General features: G+C 63.2%; 18 protein-coding genes. 10 read left to right on the forward strand and 8 right to left on the reverse strand.

The genetic code is table 11. The features are described 5' to 3' along the window. Positions 1 to 6 precede the first annotated feature (6 nt). The 3 genes from ACODSP_RS13715 to ACODSP_RS13725 all read right to left on the reverse strand — a co-directional run bounded on the left by ACODSP_RS13715 (position 7) and on the right by ACODSP_RS13725 (position 3,543). Positions 7 to 996 carry a cobalamin B12-binding domain-containing protein gene (locus ACODSP_RS13715; RefSeq protein WP_488966131.1) on the reverse strand — a complete coding sequence of 330 codons (990 nt, stop codon included), beginning with the start codon at positions 994 to 996 and terminating at the stop codon, positions 7 to 9. 48 nt (positions 997 to 1,044) lie between these two features. Beyond that, the gene (locus ACODSP_RS13720; RefSeq protein ID WP_488966132.1) at positions 1,045 to 2,952 is read right to left on the reverse strand and encodes a 1-deoxy-D-xylulose-5-phosphate synthase; all 1,908 of its coding nucleotides are present in this window, start codon (positions 2,950 to 2,952) and stop codon (positions 1,045 to 1,047) included. Positions 2,953 to 3,153: 201 nt separating this feature from the next. Further along, positions 3,154 to 3,543, reverse strand: a complete 390-nt coding sequence (locus ACODSP_RS13725) for a c-type cytochrome (protein ID WP_488966133.1) — start codon at positions 3,541 to 3,543, stop codon at positions 3,154 to 3,156. 65 nt (positions 3,544 to 3,608) lie between these two features. On the opposite strand from ACODSP_RS13725, the gene ACODSP_RS13730 reads away from it, so the two are divergent. Next, positions 3,609 to 4,148, forward strand: a complete 540-nt coding sequence (locus tag ACODSP_RS13730; RefSeq protein WP_488966134.1) for a TspO/MBR family protein — start codon at positions 3,609 to 3,611, stop codon at positions 4,146 to 4,148. Between the two features lie 249 nt (positions 4,149 to 4,397). On the opposite strand, the gene ACODSP_RS13735 is transcribed toward ACODSP_RS13730, so the two are convergent. From ACODSP_RS13735 to ACODSP_RS13755, 5 genes are all read right to left on the reverse strand, one after another. Then, complete coding sequence (locus ACODSP_RS13735; RefSeq protein WP_488966135.1) at positions 4,398 to 5,666, reverse strand: geranylgeranyl diphosphate reductase; 1,269 nt, start codon at positions 5,664 to 5,666, stop codon at positions 4,398 to 4,400. After that, entirely contained in the window at positions 5,667 to 7,055 is a 1,389-nt protein-coding gene (locus ACODSP_RS13740) for a BCD family MFS transporter (RefSeq protein ID WP_488966136.1), read from the reverse strand. It abuts the gene before it with no gap. A gap of 10 nt (positions 7,056 to 7,065) precedes the next feature. Further along, positions 7,066 to 7,986 carry a chlorophyll synthase ChlG gene (gene chlG, locus ACODSP_RS13745; protein WP_488966137.1) on the reverse strand — a complete coding sequence of 307 codons (921 nt, stop codon included), beginning with the start codon at positions 7,984 to 7,986 and terminating at the stop codon, positions 7,066 to 7,068. Between the two features lie 150 nt (positions 7,987 to 8,136). After that, positions 8,137 to 9,576, reverse strand: a complete 1,440-nt coding sequence (gene ppsR, locus ACODSP_RS13750; protein WP_488966138.1) for a transcriptional regulator PpsR — start codon at positions 9,574 to 9,576, stop codon at positions 8,137 to 8,139. Continuing rightward, positions 9,573 to 10,355, reverse strand: a complete 783-nt coding sequence (locus ACODSP_RS13755) for a cobalamin-binding protein (RefSeq protein ID WP_488966139.1) — start codon at positions 10,353 to 10,355, stop codon at positions 9,573 to 9,575. Before ACODSP_RS13755 ends, ppsR begins: the two co-directional genes overlap by 4 nt. Positions 10,356 to 10,749: 394 nt before the next feature. On the opposite strand from ACODSP_RS13755, the gene bchF reads away from it, so the two are divergent. From bchF to puhB, 9 genes are all read left to right on the forward strand, one after another. Then, positions 10,750 to 11,304, forward strand: a complete 555-nt coding sequence (bchF, locus tag ACODSP_RS13760) for a 2-vinyl bacteriochlorophyllide hydratase (RefSeq protein ID WP_488966140.1) — start codon at positions 10,750 to 10,752, stop codon at positions 11,302 to 11,304. Continuing rightward, entirely contained in the window at positions 11,301 to 12,602 is a 1,302-nt protein-coding gene (locus ACODSP_RS13765; protein WP_488966141.1) for a ferredoxin:protochlorophyllide reductase (ATP-dependent) subunit N, read from the forward strand. Before bchF ends, ACODSP_RS13765 begins: the two co-directional genes overlap by 4 nt. Then, entirely contained in the window at positions 12,599 to 14,143 is a 1,545-nt protein-coding gene (bchB, locus tag ACODSP_RS13770; protein ID WP_488966142.1) for a ferredoxin:protochlorophyllide reductase (ATP-dependent) subunit B, read from the forward strand. The genes ACODSP_RS13765 and bchB overlap by 4 nt, the downstream gene beginning before the upstream one ends. Next, positions 14,115 to 17,888, forward strand: coding sequence for a magnesium chelatase subunit H (locus ACODSP_RS13775; RefSeq protein WP_488966143.1), 3,774 nt, complete (start codon positions 14,115 to 14,117; stop codon positions 17,886 to 17,888). Before bchB ends, ACODSP_RS13775 begins: the two co-directional genes overlap by 29 nt. A gap of 107 nt (positions 17,889 to 17,995) precedes the next feature. After that, complete coding sequence (gene bchL, locus ACODSP_RS13780; RefSeq protein WP_444732431.1) at positions 17,996 to 18,814, forward strand: ferredoxin:protochlorophyllide reductase (ATP-dependent) iron-sulfur ATP-binding protein; 819 nt, start codon at positions 17,996 to 17,998, stop codon at positions 18,812 to 18,814. A gap of 13 nt (positions 18,815 to 18,827) precedes the next feature. Then, positions 18,828 to 19,541, forward strand: coding sequence for a magnesium protoporphyrin IX methyltransferase (gene bchM / locus ACODSP_RS13785; protein ID WP_488966144.1), 714 nt, complete (start codon positions 18,828 to 18,830; stop codon positions 19,539 to 19,541). Continuing rightward, positions 19,538 to 20,977: a BCD family MFS transporter gene (locus ACODSP_RS13790; RefSeq protein ID WP_488966145.1), complete on the forward strand. Its 1,440-nt coding sequence runs from the start codon at positions 19,538 to 19,540 to the stop codon at positions 20,975 to 20,977. Before bchM ends, ACODSP_RS13790 begins: the two co-directional genes overlap by 4 nt. Positions 20,978 to 21,013: 36 nt before the next feature. Beyond that, a complete protein-coding gene (gene puhA / locus ACODSP_RS13795) occupies positions 21,014 to 21,787 on the forward strand; it encodes a photosynthetic reaction center subunit H (protein ID WP_488966146.1) in 774 nt (257 codons plus the stop codon). Continuing rightward, positions 21,784 to 22,455 carry a photosynthetic complex putative assembly protein PuhB gene (gene puhB, locus ACODSP_RS13800; RefSeq protein ID WP_488966147.1) on the forward strand — a complete coding sequence of 224 codons (672 nt, stop codon included), beginning with the start codon at positions 21,784 to 21,786 and terminating at the stop codon, positions 22,453 to 22,455. Before puhA ends, puhB begins: the two co-directional genes overlap by 4 nt. The last annotated feature ends 6 nt before the right edge of the window (positions 22,456 to 22,461 follow it).

Genomic DNA, 22,461 nt, shown 5'->3' on the forward strand with positions numbered 1-22,461 from the left:
GATATTTCAGACGTGGCTGGCCAGTTGCATGACGTCGAGGGCGGAGCGCGTCACGAAATCCGCACCGATACGCTGAAACGGCAGGGGCGAGGCGACGACGGCGGGGCCGCCGACGGCAATTTTCATCCTCCTGATCTTTGGCGTGGCCTGCACCCGGCGGATCACCTCCGAACAGTCACGCACCTCGTCCACGCGGCTGACGGAAATACCCAGCAGATCATAGGGTTTGTCGGACAGGCGTGTGTAAAGGCTTTCATCGATTTCAAGATCGCTGCCGCCTTCGACCGCCCACCCCATGTCGCGAAAGCAGGAGGCGACGATGGATACGCCGATCGTGTGCTGAGCCCCATGTGTGCGGGTCAACAAAATCCGACGCTGCGCCCTTGGTTCCACGGTTGAATGGGCGGCGGCATGGGACACATGGTTGACGACCATGCTGAGGCGAGTGGAGGCCACGGCAACCTGCATGAAATCAGCCTCATCCGTGCACCAGCGGTTGCCAAGCTCTGCCGCGACCGGCGCGAAAAGATGCACGGCAAGCGTACGCACAGGAACCGACGCACGCACCAGTTCCTCAATGAAGCTGCGGTGGCGGCGCGGATCGGGATCGATCAGACAGGCCAGAAGGCTGTCACGATGACCTATGGCTTGTTCAGCGCCCGGCATCTGGCGTGCCAGCGGATGATGTTCCGGATGCAGGGCGAGGTCATGCTCGCTGTTTGGCCCATGATGGGGGGCCATGCTGTCCGGGTGACTGGCACCGACAATGCTGGAAACCGAACCACGGATTGCCCGCTCAAGCGTGCGATGATCGCTGCTGCTGAGCTGGGGTTCGATGGCGGTTGGTTTCGTATGTCCGGATCTGGCGGATCTCGCCGGGTTTTGCAACCCGTGCAGTCCGCTATCATCATTCTCGGCCATGTCCCCCCCGGTGATTGGCCTGGGAAGTAAGCCTCCCTTATTCAGAAAGCTTACCGTATCCCCACGTTTCTGCAATTTTTTTCATCGATCGATTGATATTAGTCATTGATTGGGGCTGATTACTCACTCCGCAGCGATGGTTCGTGAACCGTTGACTGCGCCATTGGTCCCGTCATAGGGCAGGGGCAGCGCATGCCGCCGCCGGGAATGGGCCAATGCCCCCAGGACCAGACGTTCAATATGTTCAGCGTTCAGGCGCGCCGCCGCATACATCTCATCCGGTGAGGCATGTGAAATGAAGCTGTCCGGCAGCGTCATGGTTCGCAGGCCGCAACGGCCATCCAGCATGCCGCGGGCGGCGAGGTGGTGAAGAACAAGTGCCCCGAATCCGCCTGTCGCCCCTTCCTCAATCGTGACAAGCAGCTTGTGACGGGATACCAGATCTTCGATCAGGGCCCTGTCCAGCGGCTTGGCGAAGCGGGCATCCGCGACGGTGACCGAGATACCCTGTGCCTCCAGCGCCTGACGGGCGGCAAGACATTGGCCAAGCCGTGTGCCGAAGGACAGGAGTGCCACTGTGGAGCCGGTTTCGATCACGCGGCCCCGCCCGATGGGCAGAACGGTCCCGCGCGCTGGCATCTCAATGCCCGATCCTTCGCCCCGTGGATAGCGAAAGGCAATGGGTCCGGCGTCATGCGCGGCAGCCGTCGCCACCATATGGACCAGTTCCGCCTCGTCGCTGGCGGCCATTACCGTGAAGCCGGGAAGATTGGCGAGATAGCCGATATCGAATGACCCCGCATGGGTGGGCCCATCGGCGCCGACAAGACCGGCCCGGTCGATGGCAAACCGTACCGGCAGCCCCTGCAACGCCACATCATGAACAATCTGGTCATAGGCGCGCTGAAGGAAGGTGGAATAGATCGCGCAGAAGGGGCGCAAGCCGCCGGCGGCAAGGCCAGCCGCGAATGTCACCGCATGTTGTTCGGCAATGCCCACATCGAATGTCCGGTCGGGGAACGACCGCGCGAAAATATCAAGGCCTGTGCCGCCGGCCATGGCAGCGGTAATCGCGACAATCCTTGGGTCCTGTTCGGCCTCCGCCACCAGGGCGGTTGCGAAAACCTTGGTGAAGCTGGGGCCGGTCGCACGTGCCTTGGCCTGAGTGCCTGTCGCGACATCGAAGGGGGAAACCCCGTGCAGCTTGTCCGCTGCCCGTTCGGCATGCACATAACCCGCACCCTTGCGCGTTATCGCATGCAGCAGGACGGGACCGTCGGCGGTTTGCCGCAGATGGCGGAGCGTATCGAGGAGCCCTGTCAGGTCGTGACCATCAACCGGACCGTGATAGGCAAAGCCCATCTGTTCGAACAGACTGGTCACGCCAGCGGGCGCTGCGTTCCCCGAACTGGCCCGAACCGGCCCGGCCAGCCGGTCCAGATGGGTGGACAGGGCGCCGGTAGGCGGGGAGATCGACATCGCATTGTCATTAAGGATGACGAAGATTCGACGGCCCAGCGCACCTGCATTATTGATCGCCTCGAACGCCATTCCGGCGGAAAGGGCGCCATCGCCAATCACGCAGATCACATCACCAATATCAGCCCCTAGATCGCGTGCTACCGCGAATCCAAGCCCGGCGGAGATGGAGGTGGAGGAATGGGCGGCCCCGAACGGGTCATGCGCGCTTTCGGCGCGCCGCGTGAAGCCGGATGCCCCGCCCTTTTTCCGAAGCGTCCGCATGGCTTCCCGCCGGCCCGTCAGCAACTTATGCGGATAGCATTGATGCCCCACATCCCAGATCAGCTTGTCCCGTGGCGTATCGAAAACGGCATGGATGGCCACGGTCAGTTCGATAACCCCCAGGCTCGACCCCAGATGCCCCCCCGTTTGGGAGACCACATCGATGGTTTCCGATCGTAATTCCCCGGCAAGGCACAGGAGATCGGTATCCGATAAGGCCCGCAGGTCCGACGGTTCCTGAATGGCGTCGAGCAAGGGCGTCTGTGAAGATAGGGATACAAGGCTCATTGCGTATCCTCCCGCGCATGAGCACCAACCGCCCCGCGCCCGCAGGTGGTTCCTGCGTTCTTTTTGCGTGGACGCCAGAAGCCTTTAAGGCAAGGCGTGACAAGATTGATTGTCAGGTAAACCAGCTTGTGTGTAAACTTTTATTTACACTTTTTGATGATTTTGGCGCCACCCGATGAACGGGTGGCGCCCTTCATGCCCTTATTTCCGGGGGCTGAACTGCTTCAGATAGGCGATCACGTCGGCGATTTCCTTGTCGGTCTTCAGACCGGGAAAGGCCATCTTCGTGCCATTGACCAACGCCTTGGGGTTGGGGAGGTAGGTCTTCAGCAGAGCCTCATCCCAGGTTTTGCCGGCCCCGAAATCGACCATCGATTTGGAATAGGTGTAGCCCGCGACCGTTCCCGGCTGCCGCCCGAACAGGCCCATCAGCGACGGCCCGACCTTCGGCTTGTCATTCTCGGCATTGTGGCAGGCCATGCATTTGTTGAACACAAGCTTGCCCGCTGCGGCATCGCCCTCATCGGCATGGGCGACCGTCGGCGCGATGGCCAGGGTCATCAAGCAAGCGAGTGTGAGGAATTTCGACATACTTACCTCCCGAAACGTAGTTGCAGTTCTTGAGGCCGAAGGGCCAGCAAGATTTCCAGTGGCTGATGACCGATTACGGCAAAAGCCCGAACGCGTCATTGCACAAAATCGTCATTCGTTTACTGTCACAACTGCCTATCGGGACAAAGGAGCATTCCATGGCGGCGCTCGTCTTTATTGTACTCGTATTCGCTGCCGCTTCCAGCGGGGCTGTTTTCAAGCCCGGTGAGTGGTATGAAAGCCTCCGCAAGCCATCCTGGACCCCACCGAAATGGGCCTTTCCGGTCGTGTGGACGCTGCTTTACATGGCCATCGCCTATGCCGGCTGGCGGGTCTGGACCCTGGCCGGATGGTCGCTGCCCATTATTTTTTGGGGCCTCCAGATTGTGGTCAATGCCATGTGGTCATGGATGTTTTTCGGGTTGCGCCGAATGCGCCTGGCGCTGGCGGATATCATGGTTCTCTGGGCCTCGATTCTCGGCTTCATCCTGACGGCTTGGCCGGTTTCAGACCTCGCGGCACTTCTGTTCCTCCCCTATCTGGCGTGGGTCACAACAGCTGGATTTCTCAACTACTCCGTCCTGCGACTGAACACTCGTCCGTGAGACGGTGCGCGCAGCAGGATGTCAATGCCGTGCGCGACCAGAGAGCCGGCTAGCAAGACGAGTATCCAGATAGGTCCAACCCCGCGAAGGGCAAGCCCGAGGGCAGCAAGAAGGCAAGTTCCTGAACAAGCATTGGCCCACAGGGCGCGAAACCGCCGCTGAGGCCGGCTGGACAGCATGGAGAGAACCAGGGTCTCCACCCAAAGGATCAGGATGGCGATCAGGCTGATCCAGCCATTCGCCAACCCATCAAGCAACAGGGTCATGTCCACCTGCCCGGATGCCAAGCAAGGCCAGCGTATCCTTCAAGAACACGCGGATATGGGCCAGCGGATCGCGCCGCACCAGGGCCTTGTTCAGGTAGGATTCCCAGGTCAGGCGCTGCACATCAGGGTCAGCACACATGGAAACGAATTTCTCCCGGAACCGGTCATTGCGGTACCAGACAGCCTGCATGATCCCGAGGATCAGGAAGACACGGCCATGCGCCCCCATGAAAAGCCGCCTTGCCTGCCGTAGCGCGGAGGCGCGCCCCGTTTCCAGGCTGGTATGGACGGCATCCGCACAAAGGCGCCCGCACAGCATGGCGTAATGGATACCCTCGCCCGAGGCCGGGGCGACGGTACCGGCGGCATCGCCGGTCAACAGGACATTGCGGCCATTATCCCACCGGCGCATGGGTTTCAACGGCAATGGCGCGCCTTCGCGGCGGATGACCTTGCAGTGCATAAGACCGGCGGCGCGTCGCAGATCCTCTGTTGCACCGCGCAGGTCATGGCCCTTCACGCCGGATCCGCACCCGACCGATGTATGGCTTCCATGCGGGAAAACCCAGCCATAGAAATCGGGGGAAATGCGCCCGTCATAGATGACGTCGCAGCGATCAGGCGCGAAGGCCCGGATCTCGCCATCGGGAGGGCTTTCAATGATCTCATGATAGGCAAAGACATAGGGCGGCCGTTTGCCGGCGGGAAACATCAGGCGGCGAACAGTGGAATTGGCGCCGTCCGCACCGATCACCATCCGGGCTGACAATGTGACTGGCACGGACGCGGGATCGGCACCCGTGGCGGTCAGGGTCAGCAGCAAGGTCTTGTCCGACCGCTCCTCCAGCCCCGCCAGTTTGCCGACGAACAGGCGGGCACCGGCCCGTTCGGCACGGGCACGCAGATAGGGGTCGAAAGTGGCGCGATCCACCATGCCAACAAATCCGATATCGCCGATCCGCATTTCGACCTCGCGGCCCGACGGGGCGATGATCCGCGCCGCACCGGCGCGCGCCACCAGCATTTCTTCCGGAATGGCGAAATCACGCAGGGTGCGCGATGGGATGGCGCCGCCGCAGGGCTTGATCCGGTTGCCCGGATCGACCAGCAACACATCGTGGCCCAGTTCCACCAGACGCTCTGCCGCCATCGCCCCGCTGGGGCCGCCGCCGATCACCGCCACATCGAACAAGGGTGGCCAGTCATTCCCGATCATGGTGGGGTTGGTATGTGTGCCGGTCGCCATCATCATCTACTCCGCCGCCTGGATGGAGGGGGAATGCGGGCTCACCATGCTGCCCGACCGTGCGGTGTCCCGTCCGATCCGCAGGGCCACCATGGTGGAGGCCAGGAACAGCAGCGCCTCCAGACCGAAAACCAGACCGAATGCACTGCCATCGGAACCGGCGATCAGCCGGCCCAGGTCCAGCGCGATGCTGCCCAGCAGACCGCCAAGCCCGAAGGATATCGCCTGTGCTGCGCCCCACACGCCCATCCGCATGCCGGCATTGCCGGTTCGTCCGCGTGTCGCCAGTTGCATCATGGTGCCGATGGCGGCAACGGCGAACATGCCGTTGGCAAAGCCCAGCACGAAGATATGCGGGGCCAGCGGCCAATGCGGTGCGACGGTGGACGCCAGACAGAGCAGCGCCAATGTGGCGGCAGAGCCAAGACAGCCGGCAATGATGAACAGCCGGGAAAGGCCCGGTACCCGCTTGCCCAGCAGGAAACCACCGAGGCCGACCACGGCCATGCCGGCGAAAACGCCCGCATGTTGTGTGCCCGACAATTGCGTGGACTGGCCGGGTGACATGCCGAACAGCAGGCCTGCGAAAGGTTCCAGGATCAGGTCCTGTGTGGAATAGGCCAGCATGGACATGGCGATGAACAGCGTGAACAGCCGTGCCTCGCCATCGTGCCAGACCTCCCGCAGACTGTCGTTGAACCGGGCCGGTGCTCCTGATGCGGCCTGCACCGGTGTGATCGCCGGCTTGCGTTCGATCCCCAGCACGGCCAGCCAGGCGATCAGGAAGGCGGCGGCGCCTGTGGCCGCCGTAACCTCGATCAAGCGCAGGTGAGAATAGGGCTCCAGTGCGATGCCGGTGATGATGGATGTCACGATGATGCCCATGATCATCATCATCCAGGTGATCGTTGCCGCCGTTGCCCGCCGTTCCGGCGGGGTGCGGGTGGCCAGCAGCGCCAGCAACGAGGTGCCGCTGGCCCCAATTCCAACCCCGATCAGCACATAGGCGATAAAGGCGATGGCCAGGCCCATTGCGTGGCTGTCTGCAAACAGCAGGGTGGTCGCCGATGCCAGCGTGCCCGACAATGCCAGCAGCGCCAGACCCAGCAGAATCCATACCGTTCGGGAGCCGCCCGTATCTGAGCGATGGCCCCAGAGGGGGCGCGTGATCTGCACGCCGTAATGCACACCGACCAGCAGGCCCGGCACAATGGCGGCCAACCCCAGTTCGACGATCATCACGCGGTTCAGGGTCGAATTGGTCAGGACCACAATGGCCCCCAACGCCGCCTGGACAAGACCCAGACGCAGAATATCGATCCAGCCCAGCCTGACACCCGTACCTGTCTTCCGGGAACCGTCGCGGTGGGACAGGGCCTGTGCGCTCTGGCTCATTTCAGTATCCTCAACCGGGAGAGGGGGAGAGCGCGGCGTAACGCAGGCCGAAGGCGGTCACCATCATGCCGGTGACATAAAGGCCGACGCCGACCGCCGAATACCAGACGGCACGCCCCACCGGATCGCCCAGGAAGCGGCGCATGCACACTACCTGCACCGCCAGCAATCCCCCGACCGCCAGGGCGTGGTAGGGTAGTGACCAATAGGCCAGAAGCCCGACCACGGTCAGTTGCGGCAGCGCCATCACGATACAGGCGATGCGGGCTGCGGCCTGTGCGCCGTGCAGGACGGGCAGCGTCGAAATCTTCATTTCGCTGTCGCCCCGGATCGACTTGAAATCATTCAAGGTCAGGATGCCATGCGCGCCGATGCCATAGAGCAGGCCCACCAGAAGGATCGGGTTCGCCGGCATCAGCCCCGTCATGGCCGTCGCTGCGGTGATCCAGGGCAATGTCTCATAGCTCAGCCCGACAGCGGCGTTGCCGATCCAGCCATTCTGTTTGAACCGGAAGGGAGGGGCGCTGTATCCCCAGGCCAGTGCAAGGCCGGCCAGTGCCGCGATAAAAACCAGCGGCCCCAGCAAGGAGGCAACGGCCATCGACAGCAGCGACATCAGGATCGCGATATACAGACCCCATCGTCCGGGCATCCGGCCCGATGGAATGACACGATCAGGTTCATTAATGGCGTCCACATGCCGGTCGAACCAGTCATTGACGGCCTGACTTGTCCCGCAGAGCAGGGGGCCGGCCAGCAAAACGCCTAATGCCGCCGCGATGAAAGCCGCACTTAGCGGCTTGCCCGACGAAATCACCCCGCAGGCATAGGCCCACATCGGCGGAAACCAGGTAATGGGCTTCAGCAGCGCGAGCACCGCTGAGGGGCCCGGCCAGTCACGTCGCAATATCTCGGTGCGGGTGATTTCCATGGGGGCGATGCTATGCCTGCCCAAAGGGAAGTGTCAATCTGAATTGACACTTCACCGATTTGACACTTTTCTGCATGCCACTGTCTGCGCACGCGCGCAGAAGCCCCGGACCAGGAGGGCCGGGGTTGGGTAGTGGTGGGCGGATTGGGATCAGTTGGAAGGGCGGTAATCTTCCAGACCGTGCCGGCGCAGCTTGATATAGAGGCTCTGACGTGACAGGCCCAACATCTCCGCCGCCGATGCGCGGTTGTTGTTCGTCTGGTCCAGTGCCGCCTCGATGCAGATTTTCTCAATCACTTCCAGCGACTCGCGCACCAGATCCTTTAGCGGAACGCGCCCGACAAGGTTGGCAAAGCCATCAGCCTGTTCCGGCGCGCCGGGGGCGGGTATGGCCAGCCGTTCCGTCGTGACGACCGGCTGCGGTACGAAGATCACTTGGGTCAGGCCGGTTTCCGGGTTGCGCCTGGCCGAAACCAGTACCGGACGATCACCGGACAGATTGTCGGTCAGGGTCGTGGCAAAGCCACGCACCACCTGTTCTTCGGCCAGTCTGGAATAGAAAACATGCAGGTCGAGCGATGTCTTGGAGAACCAGGTTCCCAGATTGCGTCCAACGACCTGTGCAATGGACGGGGCATGCGCCAAATCCAGAAACAGGGTGTTGGCACCCACAATCTGGCCCTGATCATTGGTCTGGACGGCGGGCTCCGGCACGTCGGTAAGATCGACCGGCCGCTCGTTCCGCTTTTCCACCTGCTGACGCCGGGCTTCCTGGGCGTCGCTGCTCTGCCAGGCAGAGATGATGAGATTGGTGATGCCGTTCTCGCGGTAAGACCGCAGGGAGAGCGACACAGGTTCACCCTTGACCGTTTTTAGCGTATCCAGCCGCACGGGGCTGGCGCTGTGGCGCGCCTCGCCGATGGCATCGCTCAACGCGTCGCGATCCTGTTTGCGGAACAGATCGCGGAAAGGCTTGCCGACGACACCGGTCGAACCGCCGCCGACCAGACTGATGGCTGCGGCATTGGCGTCCAGCACCGTCTTGCGCTCACCATCCAGCATGACATGCGCGATGGTTGAGACGCGAAAGGCGGTACGGTACCGGGCCTCCGCCTCCTGCAGCTCGCGGTAATCAGCCTCCAGCTCCATCTGGGTTTCCACCAGACGCTGCTGATCCTTCATCTGCTGGCGCAATTCACGGCCAACCACCAGCATGTAGGGTGAGTCGGCCACCGAAAAACCCGAATAGAGTACGGGCAGGTCCGGCTTGCCGTCACAGCTGTGGTTTACCTGATAGCCACGGGCCTGCCGCGCGCTGTCCTGACCGGTCAGCATGGCGTCGATCTTGGGCACGGATTCCACAGTCACCAGATCCTGAAGCCGCTTGCCGACGGCCCTGGTCAGGCCATAGTTGCCCATATCAGGATCTGCAAAATGAATACGATGGACGGTATGATCATGGCCGACCAGCATAACAATATCGGCGCCCAGACCAACAAGAGCCAAAATAGAATCGGCATCCAGCGATTTCAGCAGGCTGAGGGCAACTTCGGTGCCATGCATCGCGTTCTTACCGTTGAGCGTCTTCATCTTAGAAGCCAATCAGGTCGTCTGTCATTGACAAGGACCCTTTGGCCAGATGCTTGTGCCTGATGGCCGAATGCTTCCAGCTCATAAAATTTCTCACATATCTTTGACGCGGAATAAACACTGTCACAGATGCAGTCAATCCCCAAACCCACCAGAAAATCAACAAACTCTAATGCAGCGACCCCGCCTGCGACAATCGGTGTCCGCGCACCGGGCGACACGGCTCGCACCGCGACCACAATATCCTCGAACTCCTTCTTGAGCCGATGGTTGCTCCACCCGATGCAGACGATGTCCGCCCGCTTCAGGGTGGAGCGCAGGTTCACCCCCTGCGGATCGCTCCCTTCAAGGATCTGGTTGGACCAGCCCATGGCATCGAACAGCAGCCCCAGAATGTGGGAGCCCAATGTGTGCTGCTCCCCGTACGGGGTGACCAGCGCGACAAACGGGACCCAGCTGCGTGGCTGCCGGCCACGGAACTCGAAGGAGAGCAGTCGGATAATCTCCTGAAGCCGGGCAGTGCCGATGGTTACATCGATGAAGTCGCAATCGTCATCGACCCATCTGCGGCCAAGAAGGCGGGCCACCGCCTCAATGAACAGGACCGAGACAATATCCGGCTGGTCGTGGGGGATTTCGCGCCGCATGAACTCGCGCAGGGCCGACGCGCGCACCCCCGGTCGGACCACCTGGGCGCAGAAATCCGACAGGGCCGCGTCGTAACGCTGGTCATGCTCCAATCCGATGTCATAGCGCGCTGCCAGCTTTCCGGCGGTCATTGGCGCCACGGTCCTTTGGATAATGCGGCGGAGCCCGTCCCGTTCGCTTGACGCTAGGTACCCTGGTTGGCCTTGGGGGGCAAGCGATACCCCTCTCACCGGCCCCTCGGCCCGCAGGGTCGAGCGCACTTTGTAATGGCTGTCGGTGTCTGCGAATATTCTGCCCATGTGCCCGCCGCGAGAACGCCCCCCTATCAACCCAGAGCTTGCGCGGCGCAAGGTGCGGGTGTGGTTCAGGGGACCAGCACACTGGCGAGCGTCCTCAGAATGGCCGGCTTGCTCCGTGATGTAAATCAAAATTTACGTCAACTTAGATTGACACTTTTGCATTTCGATGGGACTGTTGCCTATCCCGAGAGCCCGATGGACAGCCGGACGGGGAGAAGGAGACAGCGTGATCGGTAAGATCAACCAACCTCATCCGGGCCCTGCTCTATACACCGACGAGGAACGGCGCCGTCGCGATGCGAGCGGTTGGACTCTGGTCCAGGGCATACTTGCCCCTGTTCAGTTCCTGGTCTTCCTGATCAGCCTGGGTTTGATCATGCGCTACCTCGCCACCGGCGAAGGTCTGGCCATGGCGCAGATGTCGGTCGTGGTCAAAACCCTGACCCTCTATGCGATCATGATCACCGGCTCGATCTGGGAGAAGGAGGTGTTTGGGGTTTACCTCTTCGCCCGGCCTTTCTTCTGGGAAGACGTCTTCTCCATGCTGGTCCTGGCCCTGCACAGCGCCTATCTGGTGGCGCTTTGGGCGGGCACTCTGGGGACTGCCGGCCTGATGGTCCTGGCCCTGGCGGCCTATGCCACCTACATGGTGAATGCCGGACAGTTCGTGTGGAAGCTGCGCCTGGCGCGGCTGGACGCGGCGCGGCGCGCCAATGCGGCGATGGGTGGCAATCCCGGCAGTATTGAAGCGGTCCTGTCAGCAGCGGGGAGGGTGTCATGAGCATGCCCGAACTCGCCAGCTGCGCCGAACCGGCGCCCATCCGCCAACGGGGCCAGCATGAGGTTTTCTGCGGCCTGACCTCCATCATCTGGCTGCACCGCAAGGTGCAGGATGCCTTCTTCCTGGTTGTGGGGTCACGCACCTGTGCGCATCTGCTGCAATCGGCGGCGGGCGTGATGATCTTTTCCGAACCGCGCTTTGCCACCGCCATCATGGAAGAACGTGATCTGGCCGGGATGGCCGACATGCATGATGAGTTGGACAATGTGGTGGCCCGCCTGCTGGAACGCCGGCCCGACATCCGCATGCTGGTCCTGGTCGGCTCCTGCCCGTCGGAAGTGATCAAGCTGGACCTGTCGCGGGCGGCGTCCCGGCTGAATGCCGTGCATGCCCCCCGCCACCGTGTGATCGCCTATTCCGGCAGCGGAATTGAGACGACCTTCACGCAGGGTGAGGACAATTTTCTGGCCGCCCTGATTGCTGACAAGGCGTCGACCCGGTCGGCTGGTGAGGCCGCGAAGCTGGTGGTTCTGGGCTGTCTGGCCGATGTGGTGGAGGATCAGTTCTCCCGCCTGTTCGCGGAGTTGGGCCTGTCCGGCGTCACCTTCCTGCCGGGCCGGGATGCCATCAAGGGTCTGGTGGTCGGTCCTGAAACCCGCTTCATCCTGGCGCAGCCCTATCTGGGGGCCGCTGCCGCTGCGCTGGAAGCGCGTGGCGCCCGGCGCATCGACTCCATCTTCCCGCTGGGGGCGGAGGGGACGAGCGCCTGGCTGCGCGCCATCTGCACGACCTTCGGGGTCGATATGGCCCGGTTCGATGCGGTGGTGGCACAGCCGCGCCGCCGCGCCGCAGAGGCCATGGCCCATTACCGGCCCTGGCTGGAAGGGCGCCGTGTCTTCTTCTTCCCCGATTCCCAGATGGAACCGTCGCTGGCACGATTCCTGTCGCGGGAAATGGGGTCGGAACTGCTGGAGGTCGGCAGCCCCTATCTGCATCGTGAGCATGTGGCGGGTGAGTTGGCCCTGCTGCCGGCGGGTGTCACCCTGTCGGAGGGCCAGGATGTCGATGAACAGATCGACCGCTGCCGCACCGCCAACCCCGATCTGATCGTCTGTGGCCTTGGCCTTGCCAATCCGTTTGAGGCGGAGGGACGGGTCAGCAAATGGTCCATCGAATTCAGCTTCACCCCCATTCAGGGCTTTGAACAGGCCGGTGATCTGGCGGAGCTGTTCGCCCGCCCCCTGATGCGCAACGCCATCCTGACCAATGGGGTCGAGCGGCGGGAGGCTGTGCGATGAAGCTCTCCATGTGGACCTATGAAGGCCCGCCGCATGTGGGCGCCATGCGCATCGCCGCCTCGATGCAGGGTGTGCATTATGTGCTGCATGCGCCGCAGGGCGATACCTATGCCGACCTGCTGTTCACCATGATCGAACGGCGGCAATCCCGCCCGCCGGTCACCTATACCACCTTCCAGGCCCGCGATCTGGCCGGGTCCACGGCGGATATCTTCAAGAAGGCCTGTCGTGATGCGGTGGCACGCTTCACGCCGGAGGCGCTGCTGGTCGGGGCGTCCTGCACGGCGGAACTGTTGCAGGATGATCCGGGCGGTCTGGCGCGCACCCTTGATGTGCCCGTGCCGGTGGTGCCGCTGGAACTGCCATCCTATCAGAAGAAGGAAAACTGGGGTGCGGCGGAGACGTTCTATCGTCTGGTCCGCGCCTTTGTGGGCCGCAACCCGCGCCCCGATAACATTCCCGCCAATAGCTGCAATATCCTGGGCCCCACGTCGCTGGGCTTTCGCTGCCGCGATGATGTGACGGAGATTGTGAAGCTGTTGACGGAAGAGGGGCTGGACGTGCGCGTCGTGGCCCCGCTGGGCGCCACGCCCGCCGATCTGGCGCGTATCCCGGAAGCGGCCTTCAACATCGTGCTCTATCCCGAAATTGCCGATGTCACGGCCCGCTGGCTGAAAACCGCGCATGGTATGCCCTTCATCTCCACCATTCCCATCGGGGTGCAGGCGACACAGAGCTTTGTTGATGAAGTGCGGGCCATGGCCGGCCTGCCGGCGCGGGAGGGCAGCACCCGCGACCGCCTGACCTGGTACAGCCGCTCCATCGACAGCAACTATCTGACCAACAAGCGGGTTTTCATTTTCGGCGATGCCACTCACGCCATCGCCGCCGCCCGCATCGCGTCGGAGGAACTGGGGTTCCGGGTCTGCGGCCTTGGCACTTATATGCGAGAATTTGCCCGCGATGTGCGCGATGCCGCCGCCAAATATGGCGTGGAGGCGGTGATCAGCGATGATCATCTGGAGGTGGAGGCCGCGATTGTGGCCGCCCGGCCCGAACTGGTGCTGGGCACACAGATGGAACGCCACATCGCCAAGCGGCTGCGCGTTCCCTGCGCCGTCATCTCTGCGCCGACGCATGTGCAGGATTTCCCGGCCCGCTATTCCCCCCAGATGGGGTTCGAAGGGGCGAATGTCATTTTCGACAGCTGGGTCCATCCGCTGATGATGGGGCTGGAGGAACATCTGTTGCAGATGTTCCGGGACGATTTCGAATTCAACGACGGCGCCACCGCGTCACACCTGCATCCGCAGGCACCGGCCATCAAGGCGGTGGAGGCAGCGCCGGCCCCGGTGGTGGCAGCCGCCCCGACCGGGGTCATCGCTGCCTGGACATTGGAGGCTGAAAGGGAACTACAGAAAGTCCCGTTCTTTGTCCGGGGCAAGGCCCGGCGCAACACCGAACTCTTTGCCCAGGGCAAGGGGATTCACCCGATAACCGTGGAGACGCTGTATGACGCGAAAGCCCATTTCGCCCGCTGACAGCACTCCCGTTCGGGTGGTGCTGGTAACGCTGGACAATCACATCGTGGCGGCGGTGGATGCCGCCCGTCTGGCGTTGACGCGCGAATTGCCGGGGCTGACGCTGACGGTCCACGCTGCCACGGATTGGGCGGAAAATGCGGGCCGTCTGGCCGCCTGCCGGTCGGACATCCTGGCCGGCGACATCATCATCGTCTCCATGATCTTCGTGGAAGAACATGTGAAGGCCATCGCCGACGTGCTTGAGGCGCGGCACCGCGAATGCGACGCCATGGTCTGCTGCATGTCTGCCGGCACGGTCATGAAATACACGACCATGGGCCGCTTCCGGATGAGCGACGAGCAGAAGGGCCCGCTGGCGCTTCTGAAGAAGCTCCGGGGCTCCAGTTCGCGTGGCGGCCGGGACAGCGGCAAGACGGCGGGCGAGCGGCAGTTGGCCATGCTGCGACGCTTGCCCAAGCTGCTGCGTTTCATCCCCGGCACGGCGCAGGATGTGCGCAACTATTTCCTGACCCTGCAATACCGGATCGCCGCGTCGGAAGACAATGTCGCCAACATGATCCGCCTGCTGGTCGCCAAATATGCGCGCGGCGACCGCAAAGGCCTGCAAACCCGCGTCACGGCGGGCGACCCTGTCGAATATCCCGATGTCGGCCTTTACCATCCGCGCCTGAACCCGCGTGTCACGACGCAGTTGTCGACACTGCCCGGCGTGCCGTCACCGCGCGGTACCATCGGCCTACTGCTGATGCGCACCTATATCCTGTCCGGCGACACTGCCCATTATGACCGGGTGATCAGCGCGCTGGAGGGGCGGGGCTATCGCGTGGTGCCGGCCTTCTGTTCCGGCCTGGACATGCGGTCGGCGGTGGAGCGTTTCATGCAAACGGATGGCGGCGGTGTGGCCATCGACGCGCTATGTTCGCTGACCGGTTTCTCCCTGGTCGGTGGTCCAGCCTATAGCGACAGTGCCGCCGCCGCCCGCACCCTGGGCAAGCTGGATGTGCCCTACCTGTCCGCCTTCGTGACGGAGTTTCAGTCCAAGGAAGGCTGGCAGAAATCCGGCCAGGGCCTGACCCCCATCGAGACCACGCTGATGGTCGCCATTCCGGAACTGGATGGGGCGACCGGCGCCATGGTCATCGGTGGCCGGTCGGAGGGGGGCACCAAGCCCAAAACCTGCACCTGCGCCCGCCAGCTGGGCCAATGCCCCGCCAACCGCGCCTGCATGCAGCCGGATGAGGAGCGGGTGGAGCTGCTGGCCGGTCGGCTGGCCGCCCTGGTCGACCTGCGCCGCAAGCAGCGGCGGGAACGGCGCATCGCCGTCACCTTGTTCAACTATCCGCCCAACAGCGGCAGCATCGGCACTGCCGCCTTCCTGGCGGTATTTGAAAGCCTGTATGCCACGATGCAGCGTCTGGCCGCCGAAGGCTATGACGTCGCCGTGCCCGACAGTGTCGATACGCTGCGTACCATGCTGCTGGAAGGCAATGCGGCCCTTCACGGGACGGAGGCCAATGTCCATGTCGTTGTATCGGCGGACGATCATGTGCGCCGGGAACGCCATCTGGCCGATATCGAGGTGCAGTGGGGCCCGGCACCGGGCCGTATCCTCAGCAACGGGCGCGGTATCTTCGTGCTGGGTCGGCAGTTCGGCAATCTGCTTGTCGGGCTGCAACCCTCCTTCGGGTATGAAGGCGACCCGATGCGGCTGCTGTTTGAGGGCGGGTTTGCCCCTACCCATGCCTTTGCCGCCTATTACACCTATCTGCGCGAGACGTTCCGGGCCGATGCCGTGCTGCATTTCGGCACGCATGGTGCGCTGGAGTTCATGCCGGGCAAGCAGACGGGACTGTCGGCCACCTGCTGGCCTGACCGCATCCTGGGTGCCTTGCCCAATATCTATCTCTATGCCGCCAACAACCCGTCAGAAGGCTCCATCGCCAAGCGCCGGTCGGCGGCCACGCTCGTCTCCTACCTGACCCCGCCCATCACCCAGGCCGGGTTGTATAAGGGGTTGAGCGAGTTGAAGGTCAGCCTTGACCGTTACCGCACGACCGAGCCCGAGGCGGCGGTGGAACGCAGCCGCATGATGGCCCTGATCCGCGTCCAGGCCGAACAGTTGGACCTCAGCCCCGCGCCGCCCGACGCCGATGAGGCACAGGTGGTGCAGTATCTGATGCAGCAGATGATGGAGTTGGAATATGCCCTGATCCCCCATGGCCTGCATGTGGCGGGCCAGGGCATGGATCGGGCACAGCGGCTTGAACTGCTGGGGCATGTCGTGACGGGGATGGAGGATGCTGCCTTCCTGCGCGGTGACACCGTCCTGACCACTGCCATTGTCGATCAGGATGCCCGCACTATCGATCTGGTGTTGCGTGGTGCCGACGACGCCAAGCGTGCGACCATTGCCCGCCTTTCGACCATGAATGCCGGGCTGGCACGGAATGAGGAACTGGACGGGCTGGTCCGCGCCCTGGATGGGCGGTTCATCATGCCCTCACCCTCGGGCGACCTGTTGCGCACGCCCGACCTGCTGCCCACGGGCCGCAATATCCACGGTTTCGACCCGTTCGGTATCCCCAGCGCCTATGCCTTGCAGGATGGGGAACGGCAGGCGGCCCGGGTGATAGAGCGGTATCGCCAGATCGACGGACGCCTGCCGGAAACCGTCGCCATTGTTCTGTGGGGTACGGATAATCTGAAGACCGGCGGCGCGCCGATGGCGCAGGCCCTGGCCCTGATGGGTGCCCGCCCGCGCCTGGATGCCTATAACCGCGTCTGTGGAGCGGAACTGATCCCGCTGTCAGAGCTGAAGCGTCCCCGCATCGACGCGGTCATGACCTTGTCCGGTATTTTCCGCGACCTGCTGCCTATCCAGGCCAGCATGCTGGCAGAGGCCAGCTACCTGGCCGCCACGGCGGATGAGCCGGTGGAGATGAACTTTATCCGCAAGCATGCCCTGGCCTATTGCGAGGCGCATGCTTGCGTGCTGGAGGCGGCAGCCTATCGCGTGTTCTCCAATGCCGAAGGGGCCTATGGCGCCAATGTGAACATGCTGATCGGCTCCTCCTCCTGGACGGATGATGAGGAAATTGCCGAGACCTATACCCAGCGCAAAAGCTTTGCGATCAACCGCAAGGGCAAGACCAGCCATCAGGCTGCCGTGCTGGACTCCATCCTCAGCGATGTGGACATGGCCTATCAGAACCTGGACTCGGTCGAGGTTGGGGTCACCACCATCGAACATTATTTCGATACGCTGGGCGGCCTGACCAAGGCTGTGTCGCGGGCCAAGGGTGACGCCACCCTGCCGGTCTTCATCTCCGACCAGACGCAGGGTGAGGGCAAGGTCCGCACGCTCGGCGAACAGGTGGCGTTGGAAACCCGTACCCGCACCCTGAACCCGAAATGGTTCGAGGGGATGCTGAAACATGGCTATGAGGGCGTGCGCCATATCGAGGCGCAGGTGACCAATACGCTGGGCTGGTCGGCCACGGCGGGCGGCATCGACCCCTGGGTCTATCAGCAGATGACCGAGACTTTCGTGCTCGACCCTGAGATGCGCCAGCGTCTGTCGAGCCTTAATCCCGCCTCTACGGCCCGCGTCGCGGCCCGGTTGATGGAGGCGCATGAGCGCAATTACTGGCAGCCGGACACAGAAACCCTCAATGCCCTGCGTCGGGCGGGAGAGGAACTGGAAGACCGTCTGGAAGGCGTAGCAAGGGAGGCTGCCGAATGAACATTCAAATCAATACCCGTAGCGTGGAACAGGATGCACGGCTGGTTCAGTCGCTGCGCGAACGCGCTGACGGGGAGGGCAGTGTGCAGGTCCATCTCGACCCGACCATGGAGATCGACGGGGCCAAGGTCTTCGCCGTCTATGGCAAGGGCGGGATCGGCAAATCCACCACCTCCTCCAACCTTGCCGTCGCCTTTTCCAAGCTGGGCAAGCGGGTGCTTCAGATCGGCTGCGATCCCAAGCATGACTCGACCTTCACCCTTACCAAAAGCCTGATCCCCACCGTCATCGACGTGCTGGAAAAGGTGGGGTTCCATTCAGAGGAGTTGCGGCCCGAGGATTACATGGTCCAGGGCTATAACGGCGTGCAGTGCATCGAGGCGGGTGGGCCGCCGGCGGGCACGGGCTGTGGCGGCTATGTGGTGGGGCAGACGGTCAAGCTGCTGAAGGAACATCATCTGCTGGACGATACCGATGTCGTGATCTTCGACGTGCTAGGCGATGTCGTCTGCGGTGGCTTCGCGTCGCCGTTGCAGCATGCCGAACGGGCCGTGATCGTGGCGGCCAATGATTTCGACAGCATCTTCGCCATGAACCGCATTGTCGCGGCGATCAAGGCCAAGTCGAAGAATTATGAGGTGCGGCTGGGTGGCGTGATTGCCAACCGGTCGCGCGAAACCGATCAGATCGACCGCTACAACGCCGCCATCGGCCTGAAGCGTCTGGCCCATATCCCGGACAGCGATCAGGTGCGCCTGAGCCGCCTGAAGAAAAGCACCCTGTTCGAAATGGGTGACAGCCCGGAGATCGTGGCCATTCAGCAGGAATATCTGAAACTGGCCGAAACGCTGTGGGCGGGGACGCCGGGGCTGCTGGTGGAGCCGATGAAGGACCGGCAGATCTTTGATTTCCTTGGGTTCGAGTGACGGGGAGCCCGCGATGACGCATGTCGATCACATTCGCCGGACCGGAGAGATCGAACATTACTTCGATCGCACGGCACTGGACGCCTGGAAGAAGCTGACCGGTGAACAGCCGGTCAGCGGCATCCGCGCGACCGTCCGCCGGGGCCGGGACACCATGCGCCAGATACTGATGGGCCTGCTGCCGAAGGATCTGACGGGCTGGCGTATTCTGGATGCCGGTTGCGGATCGGGCGTGATGTCGCTGGAACTGATGGACCGTGGTGCCGAGGTTCTGGGCATCGACCTGTCGGCGCAGATGGTGGACTTCGCCCGTCAGCGCGCGTCAGAGTATCGGTCTGCCGGCGCGCATGCAGGCACGGTGCGGTTCGACAGCGGCGACATGCTGGATGCGCGGCATGGCCGGTTCGATGCCGTGATGGCCATGGATGTGCTGATCCATTATGAGGCCGCGCACGCGACGCGCGTGCTGGAACAACTGGCGGCGCGTACCGACCGCAAGATGGTTTTCACGCTGGCGCCCGGCTCGCGCTTCCTGCGCACCATGCTGGCGGCAGGCCGGGCCTTCCCGCGCGGCAACCGCTCTCCTTCCATCTATCCGGTGGATACCGACGATCTTGTTGCCAACCTCGTCGCCAGCGCGGACATGGCGGGTTGGCTTGTGGGGCGGACGGAACGCGTTTCCATCGGTTTCTATAAATCCCAGGCGATGGAGGTCTTCCGGCCATGAGCATGGGCGCCGCCAACCGCAGGATCATCGGGCTTTGGCAAAAGCTGGGGACCCGTTACATGCCGTTCGCGGATGCGGCGTCTATGGAGATGCCGCTGTCGCGCCTGCTGCGGCTGGCTCTGTTCCAGATCTCGGTCGGCTGCGTCATGGTGCTGCTGAACGGCACCTTGAACCGCGTGATGATCGTGGAACTGGGTGTGCCGGTGGAACTGGTGTCCGCGGCCATCGCCATCCCGGTCCTGGCCGCGCCGTTGCGCCTGTTCTTCGGTTACCGGTCTGATGCCCATCGCTCCGTCCTTGGCTGGCGGCGCGTGCCCTATGTCTGGCTGGGCAGCCTGTTGCAGTTCGGGGGGCTGGCCATCATGCCGTTCGCCCTGCTGCTGCTGCAATCGCAGACGGTGGGGCCGGAATGGGCGGGTGCGGTTGGCGCCTTCGGTGCCTTCATGCTGACCGGTTTTGGCATGCACATGTCACAGACGGCTGGGCTGGCGCTGGCCAGTGATCTGGTCCCGGCGGACAAGCGGCCGCGTGTGGTCGCCTTGCTGTATGTCATGCTGCTGGTCGGCATGATCGGGGCGTCTGCCTTCTACTCCGTGGCCTTGGTGGATTTCTCCGCCATGCACCTGATCCAAGTGATCCAGGGGACAGCGGTTTTCACCATCGTCCTCAATGTCATCGCCATCTGGAAGCAGGAGGCCCGCAACCCCGCCCGGGTTGCCGAACGCGGTACCCGCGCCGGCTTCTGGGACGCACTTGCCCAGTATCGCAGCGATGCCGGAACGGTGCGCCTGCTGCTGGCCGTTGCGGTCGGGTCGGCGGCCTTCTCCATGCAGGATATCCTGCTGGAACCCTATGGCGGTGAAATCCTGGGCATGTCGGTGGGGCGCACGACCCTGCTGACCGGTTTCTGGGCGGCGGGCACCATGGCGGGTTTCGCCTGGGCTGCGAAAAGCCTGGGCCGGGGCGGGGAGATGTACCGCATCGCCGCGCGCGGCCTGCTGATCGGGATCAGCGCCTTTTCGGTGATCATCCTGGCGGAGCCGCTGGAAATTCACAGCCTGTTCTATCTGGGTGCTGCCGGTGTCGGGCTGGGGGGCGGGTTGTTCTCCGTGGGCACCCTGTTGGGGGCCATGGCGGTATCGGCACGGTCGGAAAGCGGCATTGTGGTCGGTGCCTGGGGGGCGGTTCAGTCCACGGCCATGGGCTGCTCCCTGCTGGCGGCGGGTCTGATCAAGAATGGCGTGAACTCCCTGGCGCTGGATGGGCGCCTGGGTGAGGCGATGACGACCCGCGCTGCCGGCTATCTCACTGTCTACAGTTTTGAAATCGTACTGCTTTTCGTCTGCCTGGCAGTGATCGGACCCCTGACGGGCCTGCGCTACCGGGCGGTGGGTTCTGGTGACATGCGTTTGGGCCTGGCGGAGATGCCCGGCTGAACGCCGGCGCAAGCGCCATCAACTGGAGGGACAAAAATGACCGGTTCTCTCGGCGGCAGCCTCGATGTGGCGCAGATGGTGCTCTACGCCTTCTGGCTCTTCTTTGCGGGCCTTATCTGGTACCTGCGGCAGGAGGACCGGCGGGAAGGCTACCCGCTGGAGGAGGATGCGACGGGACGGTACAACAAGAACCCGTTCCTGTTCATTCCCCCGAAAAAGACCTTCGTTCTGCCGCATGGTCAGGGTGCCAAGCAGGTGCCGGATTTTGTGCGCGACACGCGGCCTTTGTCGGCCAAGCGTTTTGCCAAGGCACCGGGTTCCCCGATTGAGCCGCTGGGCAACCCGCTTCTGGCTGGCATCGGTCCCGGTTCCTGGGCGGAGCGGGCGGAACGTCCTGATATGACGGCCCATGGTGAGGCACGCATCGTACCGCTGCGCAACGCCGCCGGCTTTGCGATTGCCGAAGGCGAAACCGATCCGCGCGGCCTGTCCGTCGTCGCCTGCGATGGCAAGGTGGCGGGCACCGTTGCCGATGTCTGGGTGGACCGGTCAGAGCATCTGATCCGCTATTACGAAGTGGCTGTTGGTGCGCGCAACGTGTTGCTGCCCAACAACTTCGTCGTGGTGCAGGGTGCGGGCCGCAACCGGCGTCAGCTTTATGTTCACGCGGTCACCGCGGCGCAGTTCGCGGATGTGCCGGCCACGGCGCAGGACGGGATCGTGACCCTGCGTGAGGAAGACAAGATCGCCGCCTATTTCGGTGCCGGTCTTCTGTACGCCGTCAGTGACAGACAGGAGTCGCTGCTGTGAAACAATTTATCGCCCGTGAACATGAGATTGAGCCGATCCCCGGCCTGCCGGGGCATCTGCCGGCAGGTGAGGACATCCTCTGGCAGGGGCGTCCCTCCGCCCGGCTGGTGGCAAAGCATGTGCTCAAAAGCAACTGGATCGGCGGCTATTTCGTCATCCTGGGCCTGTGGGCGGCCGCTGCCGGTGCGGCTGACGGCCAGCCAGCGGGTGGCATCCTGTTCTCTGTTGCTGTCCTGATCGGTCTGGCGGCACTGGCGCTGGGGCTGCTGGAACTGTTCGCCTGGGCGGTGGAGCGGACGACGCTTTACACCGTCACCAGCGAACGGGTGGTGATGCGGTTCGGTGTGGCCCTGTCGATGACCCTCAATCTGCCCTTCAGCCAGATTGATACGGTCGCGCTGGGCCGGTTGGGCGGCAAGGCGGGGACCATCGCCATGGCCCTGCGCAAGGGCTACCGGCTGTCCTGGATGGTGCAATGGCCGCATGTGCGCGGCTGGCGGTTTGCATCCCCGGAACCCAGCCTGATCTGCTTGGCCGACGCCGAAGCGGTGGCCGCCATTATGACCCTGGCCTATGGACAGAATGCCAGCGTCCGGTCCGACCATCCGCGTCTGCGGGTGGCTGCCAACTCGGTTGATACCATCCCGCATGCTGTTGATGCGGAATAGGAGGGG

This window comes from Niveispirillum sp. FG156, from assembly GCF_057809555.1.

What these genes read in the sequence shown, in the direction of transcription:
- ACODSP_RS13730 (WP_488966134.1), top strand. Translation starts at nt 3,609, where the DNA reads ATGACCGATTACGGCAAAAGCCCGAACGCGTCATTGCACAAAATCGTC.
- chlG (WP_488966137.1), bottom strand. Translation starts at nt 7,986, where the DNA reads ATGGAAATCACCCGCACCGAGATATTGCGACGTGACTGGCCGGGCCCC.
- ACODSP_RS13790 (WP_488966145.1), top strand. Translation starts at nt 19,538, where the DNA reads ATGAGCATGGGCGCCGCCAACCGCAGGATCATCGGGCTTTGGCAAAAG.
- ACODSP_RS13720 (WP_488966132.1), bottom strand. Translation starts at nt 2,952, where the DNA reads ATGAGCCTTGTATCCCTATCTTCACAGACGCCCTTGCTCGACGCCATT.
- ACODSP_RS13740 (WP_488966136.1), bottom strand. Translation starts at nt 7,055, where the DNA reads ATGAGCCAGAGCGCACAGGCCCTGTCCCACCGCGACGGTTCCCGGAAG.
- bchL (WP_444732431.1), top strand. Translation starts at nt 17,996, where the DNA reads ATGGAGATCGACGGGGCCAAGGTCTTCGCCGTCTATGGCAAGGGCGGG.
- bchM (WP_488966144.1), top strand. Translation starts at nt 18,828, where the DNA reads ATGACGCATGTCGATCACATTCGCCGGACCGGAGAGATCGAACATTAC.
- ACODSP_RS13755 (WP_488966139.1), bottom strand. Translation starts at nt 10,355, where the DNA reads ATGACCGCCGGAAAGCTGGCAGCGCGCTATGACATCGGATTGGAGCAT.
- ACODSP_RS13725 (WP_488966133.1), bottom strand. Translation starts at nt 3,543, where the DNA reads ATGTCGAAATTCCTCACACTCGCTTGCTTGATGACCCTGGCCATCGCG.
- puhA (WP_488966146.1), top strand. Translation starts at nt 21,014, where the DNA reads ATGACCGGTTCTCTCGGCGGCAGCCTCGATGTGGCGCAGATGGTGCTC.
- ppsR (WP_488966138.1), bottom strand. Translation starts at nt 9,576, where the DNA reads ATGAAGACGCTCAACGGTAAGAACGCGATGCATGGCACCGAAGTTGCC.
- bchB (WP_488966142.1), top strand. Translation starts at nt 12,599, where the DNA reads ATGAAGCTCTCCATGTGGACCTATGAAGGCCCGCCGCATGTGGGCGCC.
- ACODSP_RS13775 (WP_488966143.1), top strand. Translation starts at nt 14,115, where the DNA reads ATGACGCGAAAGCCCATTTCGCCCGCTGACAGCACTCCCGTTCGGGTG.
- ACODSP_RS13765 (WP_488966141.1), top strand. Translation starts at nt 11,301, where the DNA reads ATGAGCATGCCCGAACTCGCCAGCTGCGCCGAACCGGCGCCCATCCGC.
- ACODSP_RS13735 (WP_488966135.1), bottom strand. Translation starts at nt 5,666, where the DNA reads ATGATGATGGCGACCGGCACACATACCAACCCCACCATGATCGGGAAT.